The sequence below is a fragment of the Mucilaginibacter endophyticus genome, assembly GCF_003351025.1.
Taxonomy (GTDB): domain Bacteria; phylum Bacteroidota; class Bacteroidia; order Sphingobacteriales; family Sphingobacteriaceae; genus Mucilaginibacter; species Mucilaginibacter endophyticus.
This window is the reverse complement of the sequence record NZ_QPCG01000006.1, coordinates 174,742-189,082: the sequence shown is the minus strand read 5'-3', so window position 1 is coordinate 189,082 and position 14,341 is coordinate 174,742. Positions and strand designations below refer to the sequence as shown.

The window sequence follows — 14,341 nt, the reverse complement described above, 5'->3', positions numbered from 1 at the left end:
TTTCTCTCTGCTTATTTAGGTGCAATGATTAGAAGTCGAATTTAACCCTTGTGCGCAAACCCCATTGGGCAACGTTTGGCTGGTCAAGGTAAGTAAAGCGTCTTACAAAATCTATGCGTATAAATTTAAATATATTTTCAATACCAACGCTACCTTCAACGTAAGGTGTTTTGCCTATAGTATAGGTGATTGGCACGCCATCGGCACCAACCGGAAGCTGGTACAATGACGGATGTATTGACGGGTTATTTTGATCAGATAAACCACCGTATAATACTTTTAGCGATGCCGTTTCACGCCATTTCAGTTTCTTTAACAATGGTATTTTATTGAAGAAGAAACCACTGAAGTGCTGGTCTATCCTGAAGCTTGCGTATTTATCGCTCACAAACTCCAAAAAGTTCATTAAGTTGTATGAGTCGATATCATAAGCGTAAGTTTGGTTAGCCCTGTGTATAGTTAACAAAGGATATGGCACCGAACCGAAAATTTTACCTGCCGAAAGATTGATATCCGCGTAACCTAACTGTGAAAAGTAAAAGCGTTTATCGGCACGAAAATCAAGCTTCTGATAGTTGTATTCGCCGTTAAAAAAACCTTTTATGCCTTGAGCATAGTCAAGCTCAAATGCAGGATATTTGTTAGGGATAGGGATACGATAGATCTTGCCCTGGTAAAACTGCTCGTGCGGCGCCCAACGCACGCTTGCGGTAAGCTCGGTAGTAGTTAAATGATGGATAGAGTTTGGCAGATCATTGATCACATTGTCAAAATATAACGATCCTGCCGGCTCCTGGGTCCACTTTTTGAAGCCAGCGGCGTAAGAAAAGTGGCTTTCCAATTCGTGTACATAATCAAACCTGTAAAAATCATTGTACAAGAATTTATCGTTCACGCCACGCTTGAATGATAACAGGAAGTTATCCTCCTGCACAAACTGGAGGCTTGCACCCGGAATTTTGGTATCGCGCTGAAAGCTTGCCCTGATATAGTTTTGCGGAAAGCGGTAGATAGATTTATCGTTAAGCGAATAAGTTGCGCTTAAAAAGTATTTCCAACGCTCGTCTTTAAAACCGTAAGCCGCGTAAGTTTCAAAATAGTAACGCTTACTTAATTCGGGCGTTGTACGACCGCCAATACGCAAACGCAGACCCTCAACCGGGTTAAAGCTGTAAAATGTATTTGCAGGGCCTAATTCAAACTTACCGAAACCTTTGTAACCCGCAAGCAATAGGGTTGCAATATCAACGGTGCGCTTAAATGATGGCATATTGCGCAGGCTATCAATGTTTTTATAAACCTTTGATTCGGCCAGCGTTAATGTATCAGGCCTGTTTTCCTGCCAGAATGAGTCAGGACGATGTTTCACTTCATCGCTTAGCTCAGCATATTCCGATCCCTGGTAAGTTGTATCAGGACGTGGCTTGTTTACAACATAGTTGCTGTACGTTATGGCCCTTATACCGAATAATCCGCTCTTAGCATCTTTTTTGGAAGCACCAAAATCGGCAATAGTTGTGCTTTTGCTCAGGTGGTAACGTCCGTCGGGGTTTTGCTGAAACTCCAGGTTCACGGTCATGGACCTGATGAAGTTGATGTTGATATGTTTATTGATGGTCAGGTCGCACTTTTGCACGGCGTAATTACCATCAAGGGTAATGTAAATACTACCTTCAAAAAGCACATCGGTTGTATTACGCGGGGTGAAATCAAGCTTTACAAGCTTGTTATTGTGCGCGTCAAGAACAGTATCGGCAATAAAGTATTTGTAGTAATTAGGCGAGTTATCAGAGATAGGGCTCAGGAACTGGCTGGTTATTAAAAATACGTTGTTAGTATAAATATCAACCTTATTGTAAAGGTGTTTAAAATACTGGGTTAAACCTTCGTTATCAATACCCGGACCGTAGTTTACACTTTTTTGTCCTGTTATATTTTCCCTTGTTTTTTCGGGGTTTTTGCGGTAATAAACCTGTTGCAGTTTTTCGTCAAGGTAGATAGGGAGTAATGATTTGCCCGGTACAAGCGAGCTATCGCGATTATCTAAAATGAACTTGTATTTACGGAAAAACTTCCTGTCCGAAAACTGGGCTGATACATTACTCAGCGCAAACATCATTTTATCGTATTCCTTGTATTCTACGTAGTTATAAGCTTCAGGACGGTTCTTTTCTTTATTTTCGATAACCTTACGGATCAGCTCAACAGCGGGATTGTCCTTATTACGGTATTTAGGCTTTTTGCCCGATTTTACCACAACCTCGTTAAGCTGTTGTGAGGCCGGAAATAATTTTACATTGATAACCTGTTCTTTACCAGGAATAACGGCTAAGAAAGCGTCTTTATAACCTAAAAACGATATTTTGATTTGTTTATAATCCTGGTTGCTGGTTACAAGGCGATATTTACCGTTAACATCGGCAGTAGTGCCTGTTGTAGTACCTGTAAATGATATGCTAACAGAAGGGAGAGTTTGTTTGTTACCTGCATCAGTAACAACACCCGTTATTACCGTTTGCTGTGCATATAATGCCGAAGCAGAAAAGAACAGTATTAAGAAAAATAAGCTTTTATAAAATTTTTTACAATCCATGTACTTAGTGCATTGTGCAAATACAAACTTCTTTTTTCGGCTTAACACTGTATTATTAGATAAAGAGGTATGTATAAGTTATTCAAATGTTTTTGACGGATTAATTATGCCCGCCCCTGTATGTTTTTCATTAGTCCACCGCCGAAATTCATCTTGCTTACTTCAATTATACACTCCCGGCGGCAGTTGTTACGGAGTTCACAATTAACAGGCCAAAGGTAAAAAAAATCAGTACAGACTAATGTGGTCAAAAAGTCAAATATTGTTTACAGCTATTTTACCATCATATTATGATAACCATAAGTAAATGCAAACAACGGTTTTAACATATGGTTAGTATTCTCGCAATATCGGACTTTTTCTCTTTTTGTTTACGTAATGTGCTGATAATTAGATGTATTTTATTGAATTCAAAGCCGTTTTACGATGATGCAAATAACATTATTTAACATTTTGTTTATCATCGGTAAGACTGTGGTTTTAAAATAATGTTACCTGTCTATGATTATTTTACATCATAAAAACAAAACAGCCGTAAAGCAGAGGTTCAACTGCTTACGGCTGTTTTGACGGTATTTAGTAATTTAACGATTATTCAGCAGCGAACATATCGTCATAATAATCCAAACCAAGGTGGGTGATCAGATCTTCGCCCATCAGGTAACGAAGTGTATTCTCTAATTTGATCAATTGTTTGAAGATATCGTTTTCCGCATGTAAACCTGGTGCAGTTTGAGGCGATTTCAGGTAGAATGATAACCACTCTTGTATGCCACTCATACCTGCACGTTTAGCCAGATCGCAGAAGATAGCCAAGTCAAGCGCGATAGGGGCGGCAAGGATCGAATCACGGCAAAGGAAGTTAATCTTGATCTGCATTTTGTAGCCTAACCAGCCAAAAATGTCGATGTTGTCCCAGCTTTCTTTGTTATCGCCATGCGGAGGGTAGTAGTTGATACGGATCTTGTGGTAAATATTACCGTAAAGCTCCTGGTTATCTTCTGGTTTGAAGATATCTTCCAATACACCCAGTTTTGAAACTTCTTTAGTTTTGAAATTATCCGGATCGTCAAGAACCCAACCATCGCGATTACCCAAAATGTTGGTTGAGAACCAACCGTGTACACCTAATGAACGTGCTGCCAGGCCTGGAGCCAATACAGTTTTCATTAAAGTTTGACCTGTTTTGAAGTCTTTACCTGCAATTGGGGTTTTGGTTAATTTAGCCAATTCAATCAGTGCAGGGATGTCAACGGTTAAGTTAGGAGCACCGTTAGCGAAAGGAACGCCTAATTTTAACGCAGCGTAAGCGTAGATCATGCTTGGAGCGATCAGCTTATCATCGTTTTTCAAACCCTCCTCAAAAGCAGCCAATGACTGGTGTACAGCCGATGCTTCGTAGTAGATCTCGGTTGAACCGCACCATACCAAAACAACCCTGTCAAGGCCGTTAGCCTCTTTAAAGTTTTTGATATCTTCCATAACCTGCTCAGCAAGCTCAAGCCTGGTTCCGGTTTTAACGTGGGTACCATCAAGGTTCTTAGCATAGTTTTTATCAAAGGCGGCTTTCATTGGTTTTATAGCTTCCAATTCTGCTTTAACTGCCTGTAAAAGAACTGGTTCAAGTACCTGTGCGTTTGATGCAGATTCAAATACGTTATCTTCATAAACGTCCCAGCCACCAAATACTAAATCGTTTAAGTTGGCGAGCGGAACAAACTCATTAATTTTAGGATTACGGTTTTCGGTCCTTTTTCCTAAGCGTATGTGGCCCATTTGAGTAAGGGAGCCAATTGGCTGCGAGATGCCTTTTTTAACGGCTTCAACGCCGGCAATCAGGGTAGTTGCCACGGCGCCTAATCCTGGGATCAGGATACCAAGCTTACCTTTGGCAGGTGTAATGTTGATTTTCATTTATGTAACTATTATTTATTAAAATTATTGGCTAAAGCCATTTGTTGGCTTTATACCATTTTAGCGTTTCGGCCACACCGTTTTGCAGATTGTATGAAGGATAAAAACCCAGGTCGGATTTAGCTGCTTCAATATCACAATTCCAGTTAATGGCGGTTAATTCATTAAGCTTTTCTATATTCAATACCGCAGCCTTGTTGCTCAAAGAACTTACTTTTTCGGCCACTGCGGCTATTATTTTCACAAAATTTACAGGCAGATGAAACTTTATTGTTTTTAGTTTCAACACCTCTTTGGTAATGTTACCTAACTCATAACGGTCGTAAAAATTACCATCGCTCAGGTTAAATGTCTTGTTATTACCACCATACAAAGCCTTGATACTTGCCTTGGCCAAATCTTTAACATATATAAAGCTTAGCTTTTGCGGGGTATTGCCAATGTATGGCTCAATGCCTTTTACTACCTGTTTAAAAAATATAAATATGCCTGTGTCCCTTGGTCCGTAAACCGCGGTGGGCCTAAGTATGGTATAGTTTAGGCCGGTTACCGTTTTTAGTTTCTCTTCGGCAAGCAATTTACTCCGACCGTAAGCTGTAACCGGGCGCGGAGTAGTTGCTTCGGTTATGACACCTGTTAGTGAATTAAGCGGCCCAACGGATGCCAGACTGCCAATAAGTACAAACTTTTTCAGATCGGGGCAGGCTTCATGAGCTGCCGATGCGAGGTTATAAGTGTACGTAGCGTTAATGCGGTTATATTCGGCTTCGGAGCGGGCGCTGGTAACGCCGGCAGCGTGTATAATATAATCGGGCTTTATTTCCGCGAGTTGTTTACTTAATGTTTCCCTATTGTTAAATTCGGGGTAAATATATTGAATATCTAAATCGTTTAAGTGACTTATTTTACTACTTTTTCTGACGGCTATAAAAACTTCCAAATTGTTTTGTAAGGCCTCTTCAATTAAATGATATCCAACAAATCCGCTTGCACCGGTTATTAACACCCGTTCCCTCATATTGCTTTTTGGTATAACCTGTATTTTTTATAAGGATCGCCTTTAATGGCTTCAATGGCACGATTCATCATATCGTTGTTTTCCAGTGTCCAGCCTGCTTCAGCATGTTTATAACCTTTGGCTTTATACTGTTTTATGATGGTGCCATATAAACAGGCTTCGATGCCCATTTTTCGGTAATCTTCAATAACACCTAAGGCATAAATACGGATGCCGGTAATGCTTTTCTTGCCAAACAATAATTTGAAAATACCGGTAGGCAGTAAGCGACCGCGTTTTATTTTCTTGAAAATATCGTTGTAATCTGGCAAGGCCAGGCCAAAGGCTACTATTTTACCACGTTGTTCGGCTACGATTGCAAAATCAGGATCAAGGATTAACTTAAGGTCCTTGGCCAGGTAATCATACTCTTCGTTAGTTAAAGGCACAAACCCGGTGTTTTTATCCCATGCTGAGTTGTAAACTTCGCGTAGTTTAATGGCTTCCTCCTTGAAGTTTTTAAGGTTAATTTTACGGATGATGATATCATTACGCTTTAACCGCTCCTCAAGTGAGTTTAATAAACGTACGGATTTATCGTCATAGGCTTGCCCTTCCCAGTGCCATCCAATCAGGTCAACATCTTTGGTAAAACCAAAATTTTCGACCAGGTTGGCATAATAGGCAAAGTTATAGGTGTTCATCAGGAATGGCGAACTGTCAAAGCCTTCAATTAACAAGCCGCAAGGCTCGTTGGTTGAAAAGTTGGTAGGGCCTAATAATTTGCCGGTAACACCTTTTTCTTTAAGCCATTTAGTAACGGTTTCAAAAAGCAGGTTGGATACATTGGTATCATCAATGCAATCAAAAAAACCAAAAAAACCATCATTAACATGGCTGTACTCATTATGGCCGTTGTTAAGAATGGCAGCTATACGGCCAACTATTTTATCGCTGTCATAAGCTAAAAATGGCTGTACGGTATTGTGTTTATGAAAGGGATGCTTGGTTAAAAGATCTCTTTGGGCAATAAATAATTCTGGAACGTAATATGGATCGTCCTTGTACAGGTCGTGCGGGAAATCAATAAATGAAGCCAGTTCGTTTTTTGATTTAACCGTTACAATTGTAATCATGTGTGGTAAATGATTGAATTAAAGCAGATTGATGTGCCTTAAAATAATAATGTGCATTTAGCTTACCTTAAAATAAAAGTAGCTAAATGCACAATTAGAGTTCTTCATTATATTTTTTCTTTAACAGAAGCGTTTACACCAACTTCTTTAAAGGCTTTTGATAGTTTTTCAACAGCTTCGTCAATTTGCTCAAAGGTATGGGTAGCCATTAATGAGAAACGAAGTAATGACGAATCAGAAGGAACGGCAGGGGATACAACCGGGTTAACAAATACACCAGATGCTTGCAGGTGTTTAGTAACCGCGAAAGTTTTTTCGTTATCACGAACGTAGATCGGCAAAATAGGGCTTTCGGTTGGGCCAAGGTCAAAACCTTCTTCCAGTAAAAGCTTCATGGCATAATTGGTATTATCCCATAATTTTTCGATACGCTCTGGTTCTGACTCGATGATATCTAACGCTGCAATTACGCTGGCTACAGAGCCTGGAGGCATACTTGCGCTAAACATCAATGAACGTGCACGGTGTTTAATGTAGTCAATAGTATCCTGGTCGCTGGCGATGAAACCACCTAATGAGGCCAATGATTTACTGAAGGTACCCATGATCAGGTCAACTTCATTGGTTAAGTTAAAGTGTGAGGCAGTACCTGCACCTTTATCACCAATTACGCCAAGGCTGTGCGCGTCATCAACCATGATGTTGGCACCGTAAGTATCAGCAAGCTCAACAATTTTAGGCAATTTAACGATATCGCCTTCCATGCTGAAAATACCGTCAACGGCAATAATCTTCACGGCATCTTCAGGAAGTATGCTTAATTTGCGCTCAAGATCGGCCATATCATTATGGGCATACTTGATCACTTTTGAAAACGACAGGCGGCTGCCGTCAATGATACAGGCATGATCATACTCATCAAGTATGATATAGTCATTACGACCGGTAACGCACGAAAGTACACCAAGGTTTACCTGGTAACCAGTGCTGAATAAAACAGTGGCTTCTTTACCTACATAGTTAGCCAGCCTGTTTTCAAGCTCAATGTGAATATCAAGTGTACCGTTCAAAAAACGTGAACCGGCACAACCTGTACCATATTTGTCAATTGCTTTTTTTGAAGCTTCTTTGATTTTTGGATGATTGGTAAGGCCTAAGTATGAGTTAGAACCAAACATTAATACCCGCTTGTTGTCAATAATTACCTCAGTGTCTTGTGCAGACTCAATAGGCCTGAAATAAGGATATAACCCTCGTTCACGTAGCATGTTGGCCACTTGAAACTGAGCGATCTTCCCATGTAGTTTTTTAACCATGTATATTAACTCTGCTTAAATTTTGTGTAAAAATACCATGAATAAGCATATAACTTATACGGTGTGTGTAAATTTTTTTAAAATAATGCCTATTAACGTATCAATACTACTTAAGAAGCACACAAATTCTTACAAGGCAAATTAATTAATTTTTTTATTTATATCAGGCCTATTATTTTCATTTTTTTGTAAAAAGCCCAAAAAGCTGACACTATCCCGAGTTTTTGTAAAATTTTAGGTAAAATTCTTGTTCCTGATTTTAATTTAGTAATATTAATTACATATTCGCATTCCTTCGTATAAATCCTGTACAAATTATAAAACTTTTCTTTATGATTTTTGCTTGATATACACAGTTATCTATAGCTACCGTATGAAAAAAAACAAGTACTTCCTTGCAATTCTTGTACTTAATTTAACATTTAATTTACATAGCAATAGTTATGCCCAAACAGCCGCCGACAGCATAAGTGGTCCGGTTACGCTGAAACAGGCTATTGACTTTGCTTTACGTAATCAGCCAACCGTAAGGCAGGCCTCCATTGATGAGCAAATTAATGAACGCGATATCAAAATTGGACTTTCGGCCTGGTTGCCGCAGGTAAACGGATCTGGGCTTTATAACTACTATTATAAAGGTAGTCCACAGGCTGGTGCATCCGGTGCAAATATCCCAAGTAACGCGGGTAGCATCCGTAACCTTTCAACTTTAGGGGTTACGGCTTCGCAGGTTTTATATAATAACGATGTGTTCCTGGCATCAAGGGCAAAAAAATATTCACGCGAGTATTATAAACAGAACACGCTGAGCATCCAGATTGATGTAGTGAGCGACGTAAGCAAAGCCTTCTTTGATGTTTTACTTTCTGAAAAACAACTCGACATTACTAATGAGGATATTATCAGGCTGCAAAGAAGTTTAAAGGATGCCAAAAGCAGGTATACAGCCGGGGTATCCGATCCTACAGATTATAAGCAGGCTACCATCTCATTAAATAATTCATTAGCTACCCGTAAGCAAACCGAGGAAGCCATTAAAAGTAAAAGCGCGTTGCTGAAGCAGATCATGGGTGTAGGTGCGGCTACACAGTTAAACCTTTCTTATGACTCTACCAGGTATGAGCAGGAAGCAAGTATTGATACCCTGCAACAGCTTAACATCAATAACCGTATTGAATATCGTTTGCTCGAAACAAGCAAGGCGCTCAATAATCTTAATGTAAACTACTACCGCTTTGGCTTTTTACCTTCATTGTCGGCAGTAGGCAGCTATCAGCATGCATACTTCAGTCATGATTTTAGTGATCTGTATAACAATTCGTTCCCTACAGGTTATGTTGGTTTAACACTGGCGGTACCAATTTTTCAGGGGACTAAGCGCCTGCAAAACCTGGCCAAGGCTAAATTGCAGGTTGAACGTACCGATCTGGATTTGACTAATACCAAAAACTCCATTTTTACTGAGTATACCCAGGCATTAGCGGCATATAAAAGTAATTACACCAGCTATCAGCTTATTCGCGAGAATGTAAACCTGGCGAAGGACGTATATAAGGTAGTAAGTCTGCAGTACCGTGAAGGAGTGAAAACTTATCTGGACGTTATCGTATCGCAGGCCGACCTGCGTACCGCCGAACTGAGCTATTATAATGCACTGTTTAATTTGCTAAGCAGCAAAATTGATCTGGAGAAGGCATTGGGGATATTGCCTGTTCAGCAACCGTAAATCATCGTCATAAAAAACAAAAAACTACAGCAACTCAACGAACAACCTATTCTACATGAAACATACATATATATATTGGTTAGCCCCTGCAGCACTTTTAACATGGGCATCATGCGGTAAACCTCAAAAAGGCGGACCGGCCGCCATGCCCCCAACCCCGGTATACCTTGCCGAAGCTAAAACAGCCGAAGCGGTGTACTATGATAAATATCAGGGTATTGTGGTTTCGGTAAACACTGTTGAACTACGCAGCCAGGTTCCTGGTTTTGTAACCGGCATCTTTTTTAAAGAGGGTGACATTGTGCAAAAAGGCAAAGTATTGTATGAAATAGATAAACGCAAATATCAGGCTGCTTATGATCAGGCTAAGGCTAACGTATTAAGTGCTGAAGCTAACCTGGTTAAAGCGCAAAAAGATATAGACAGGTATAACATGCTCCTGAAGAGCGATGCAATTGCCCGTCAAACGGTTGATCAGGCACAGGCCACTTATGAAACCAGTAAAGCCCAGGTTGCTGTAGCCAAAGCAGCACTTGAGTCGTCCCGTACCGATTTGTCATATGCTACCATTACGGCACCTTTCACAGGCCGTATCGGCATTTCGCAGGTAAGGCTGGGTACGCAGGTATCTACAGGCACTACTTTATTGAACACCATATCTGCAGAGCATCCTATTGGTGTGGATGTAGTGATAAACGAGCAGGATATCAATCGCTTTTATAATCTGCAAAAATCAAGCACCGACAGTACATTTAAATTGGTGCTGCCAGATGGTAGCAAATACGCTAAAGCAGGTAAGGTGCTGGCTATTGACAGAGGGGTGAATAATCAAACCGGTAGTATTAAGGTGAGGATCCAGTTCCCGAATGAGGATGATGTGCTGAAGGATGGCATGAGCTGTGTTTTGCAGGTGTTGAACAGTCAGTCTGGCAATAGGGTACAAATTCCGTTTAAGGCGGTAACCGAGCAGATGGGCGAGTTCTTCGTTTTCGCGACAAGGGATACCGTTGTTAAAGATACTGCAGCTGATAAAACAGTTAAGGACAGGCGCGATACTATTGCGAAACAAGTGAAGGTAAAATTAGGGCCGCGTATTAATAGCGATGTTGTGGTAATGGATGGCATAAAACAAGGTGATAAGGTAATTACCGATGGTTTCCAGCGTTTGCGCGATGGAGGCAGGGTAACCGCCGGATCGGCAGCACCGGCCGGGGCAGCTCCTAAAAAATAATTTTACATCAAAGGAATAAACTTAAGCTGAACAAGGGCACATCTACCCTGGAAACTTAATATAAAGAAAGAATGATCGCAGATACTTTTATAAAACGACCGGTTACCGCCATTGTAATATCATTAGTGATATTAATTGTAGGTATCCTGTCAATTACCAGCCTGCCGATAGGCCAGTACCCCGACATTACCCCGCCAACCGTATCGGTTAGTGGTACTTATACCGGTGCCGACGCGTTAACCGTTGAACAAACCGTAGCTACTCCGGTTGAGGTACAGGTAAACGGCGTACCGGGCATGACCTACCTGCAAAGTAACAGCAGTAGTAACGGCCAGATGAGTATGACCGTTAACTTTGACGTTGGCACAGATATTAACATTGCCGCGCTTGACGTGCAGAACCGTGTGGGCATTGCCCTGCCTACCTTGCCGCAGGAGGTACAGCGTTTAGGTATGGTGGTACGTAAACGTAACCCGAGTATCCTGATGCTGGTGGCTATGTTTAGCCCCAAGGGTACACATGACGTTACTTTTACCGATAACTACACCAACGTATTTATAAAGGACGCTATTTTGCGTACCAAAGGTGTGGGTGACGTTGTTACCCGTGCCGACGACTTCAGTATGCGTATCTGGCTTAACCCGGATAAGCTTGCTGCTTTAGGTATGAGTGCTGCCGATGTAACCAATGCCCTGCAAGAGCAAAACGCGCAGGTTGCAGCAGGTACGGTAGGTGCCACACCACAGCTAAAAGGGCAAACGTTTGAATATTCGGTAATTGTAAAAGGCCGTTTGGAGAAGCCCGAAGAATTTGGCAACGTGGTGATCAGGACGCAGCCTAATAACGGCGGCATTGTACACCTTAAAGACGTTGCCCGTATAGATCTGGGTAAATTCAACTACTCAGGTAACTCGTTTGTTGATGGAAAAAGGGCTTCTTACCTGCTGGTTTACCAGGCTCCAAACAGTAACTCGCTCGAGACTGCTGATAACGTGTATGCCACCATGAACGAGCTTAAAAAGAGTTTCCCTACTGATATTGACTACGTTGTACCATTTGAAGCAGTAACTGTGGTAAAGGTATCTGTAAGCGAGGTGATTGATACATTGGTTATCGCGTTGGCACTGGTTATTTTGGTAGTATTCCTGTTTTTACAAAGCTGGCGTACCACACTTATCCCGGTACTGGCTATCCCGGTATCTATTATTGGTACGTTCATCTTTTTTATCCCGCTCAACTTTACTATCAATACGCTAACGTTGTTTGGTTTCGTATTGGCTATTGGTATTGTGGTGGATGATGCCATTGTGGTGGTGGAAGCCGTACAGCATTATATGGACGAGGAGGGGATGACACCCAAGGAAGCTACTCAACACGCTATGGCCGATATATCCGCGCCGGTAATAGCTATCGCCTTGATCCTGGCGGCGGTGTTTGTGCCGGTAGGTTTTGTGCCGGGTATAGTGGGGCGATTGTATCAACAGTTTGCTATCACCATTGCTATATCAGTATTGATTTCGGCTTTTGTGGCGCTTTCATTAACACCTGCGTTGTGTACGCTGTTATTAAAACCGCACAAGATAGACGAAAACTCAGGTGGACTTAACAAGTTCTTTTTTAAGTTCAATAACTGGTTTACACGTGTAACAGGCAGATACCGTAATACGGTTGATAAGAGCATCAAAAATTCAAAATACATTATCATTTTGCTGGTATGTATTATCATAGGAGCGATTTTATTGTTCAGAAGCAAACCGTCGGGTTTTATTCCGCTGGAAGATGATGGTCGTGTGTATATAACATTTGATTTGCCCGAAGCGTCGTCAACCGGCAGAACGGTAGATGTTTTAGGCCGAATGATGAAAACGCTTGATAGTGTACCCGAAATTGCGCACTACGCAGCTTTGGGCGGTTTGAACGCTATCAGTTTTGCAAGTAAATCAAACAGTGCTACCATATTCGTGCAGCTTAAACCCTGGGATGAGCGTAAAGAAAAATCACAGCAAATAACGGCCCTTGTTGCCCGGTTAAACCAAAAGTTGAGCAAATACAAAGAGGCCAACGTGGTGGTGATCCAACCGCCTGCTATCCCTGGTTTAGGTAGTACAGGTGGTTTCTCGTTCATATTGGAAGAAAAACAAGCGGGTGGGGATATCAAAGTGTTTGAAAAAACGCTTCGCACATTCCTGGGGGCTATCAATCAGCGTAAAGAAATTGCAAGGGCGTTCTCGTTTTTCACAGCAAGTACCCCAGCATATCAGTTAACTATAGACCGTGAAAAGTCTAAAAAACTGGGGGTAGCTATATCTGATGTCAACAACGCGCTACAAACCTATTTGGGTAGTACCTATATTAACGACTTTACCATTTACGGGCGTAATTTCAGGGTAGTGGCCCAGGCCGATACCAGTTACCGTACCAATGTGCAAAACATCGGCCAGTATTTTGTACGTAACACAGCCGGCGCCATGGTTCCGTTAAGTACCCTTACATCGTATAAGGTAATTGAAAATTCTCCGTTGATATCGCACTATAACCTGTTCCGTTCGGCTGAGATTAACGGTAGTACTAAGCCGGGTTATAGTAGTGGTGACGCTATTACCGCATTAAAAGAAACAGCTGCACAGGTATTACCACAGGGATATGGTTACGAGTTTTCGGGCTTGAGCCGTGAGGAGTTATTATCCGGTTCTAAAACGGTATATATCTTCGCCTTGTCGATAGGGTTCGTATTCCTGTTCCTGGCTGCATTGTATGAAAGCTGGTCTGTGCCGTTCTCCGTATTATTATCGGTACCATTGGGTGCATTTGGGGCTATATTGTTCCTTACGTTCTGGCCAGACCTTACCAATAACGTTTACGCGCAAATTGGTTTGATAACGCTGATAGGTTTGGCGGCGAAGAACGCCATTCTGATTGTGGAGTTTGCCAAGGAGCGTGTAGACGCGGGGATGGAGCTGGAGAAAGCAACCCTTGAGGCGGTAAGGCTTCGTTTAAGGCCAATTATCATGACCTCGATGGCCTTTATATTAGGTGTAGTACCATTGATGATTGCATCGGGCGCCGGTGCTGAAGCCCGTAAAACCATAGGTTGGACGGTATTTGGGGGGATGCTCACCGCTACATCATTAGCGATATTTATAGTGCCGGTTTTATTTTACCTGATCACCAAAATGGCTTATGGTAAAGAAAAACTTGCTGAGCTTGAAAAAAATTACGACCCTAAAAAGCACGGTCCTGAAGCTTAATAACATTGTTTGAATTTTGTAAAAAGAGAGGCGCGCCTCTCTTTTTTTGTTTTAATGCAGTTTTGGTATGCCATTCACGATTGATGAAATGATGTTTATCGTCACTAAATTTCGTGTTTGCATACACTTTTGCATTGTAAGCAGGGCAGTTTTTAACAAGATTTTTACTCAGGCAGATAC

8 protein-coding genes are annotated in these 14,341 nt (G+C 41.5%); 3 read left to right on the top strand and 5 right to left on the bottom strand.

The annotated features are described in order from the left end of the window. Window positions 1-28: 28 nt before the first annotated feature. From DUL71_RS23705 to spt, 5 genes are all read right to left on the bottom strand, one after another. Window positions 29-2,593, bottom strand: coding sequence for a DUF5686 family protein (locus DUL71_RS23705; RefSeq protein WP_114940371.1), 2,565 nt, complete (start codon window positions 2,591-2,593; stop codon window positions 29-31). Between the two features lie 591 nt (window positions 2,594-3,184). Beyond that, a complete protein-coding gene (locus DUL71_RS23700; protein WP_114940370.1) occupies window positions 3,185-4,507 on the bottom strand; it encodes an inositol-3-phosphate synthase in 1,323 nt (440 codons plus the stop codon). Window positions 4,508-4,538: 31 nt separating this feature from the next. Beyond that, window positions 4,539-5,525, bottom strand: a complete 987-nt coding sequence (locus DUL71_RS23695) for an NAD-dependent epimerase/dehydratase family protein (protein WP_114940369.1) — start codon at window positions 5,523-5,525, stop codon at window positions 4,539-4,541. Beyond that, window positions 5,522-6,640, bottom strand: coding sequence for a GNAT family N-acetyltransferase (locus DUL71_RS23690; RefSeq protein WP_114940368.1), 1,119 nt, complete (start codon window positions 6,638-6,640; stop codon window positions 5,522-5,524). Before DUL71_RS23690 ends, DUL71_RS23695 begins: the two co-directional genes overlap by 4 nt. 107 nt (window positions 6,641-6,747) lie before the next feature. Then, a complete protein-coding gene (spt, locus tag DUL71_RS23685) occupies window positions 6,748-7,956 on the bottom strand; it encodes a serine palmitoyltransferase (RefSeq protein WP_114940367.1) in 1,209 nt (402 codons plus the stop codon). Between the two features lie 373 nt (window positions 7,957-8,329). On the opposite strand from spt, the gene DUL71_RS23680 reads away from it, so the two are divergent. From DUL71_RS23680 to DUL71_RS23670, 3 genes are all read left to right on the top strand, one after another. Then, window positions 8,330-9,682 carry a TolC family protein gene (locus DUL71_RS23680; RefSeq protein ID WP_114940366.1) on the top strand — a complete coding sequence of 451 codons (1,353 nt, stop codon included), beginning with the start codon at window positions 8,330-8,332 and terminating at the stop codon, window positions 9,680-9,682. A gap of 55 nt (window positions 9,683-9,737) precedes the next feature. Continuing rightward, entirely contained in the window at window positions 9,738-10,913 is a 1,176-nt protein-coding gene (locus tag DUL71_RS23675) for an efflux RND transporter periplasmic adaptor subunit (RefSeq protein ID WP_114940365.1), read from the top strand. Between the two features lie 71 nt (window positions 10,914-10,984). Next, a complete protein-coding gene (locus DUL71_RS23670) occupies window positions 10,985-14,161 on the top strand; it encodes an efflux RND transporter permease subunit (protein ID WP_114940364.1) in 3,177 nt (1,058 codons plus the stop codon). Window positions 14,162-14,341: the final 180 nt, after the last annotated feature.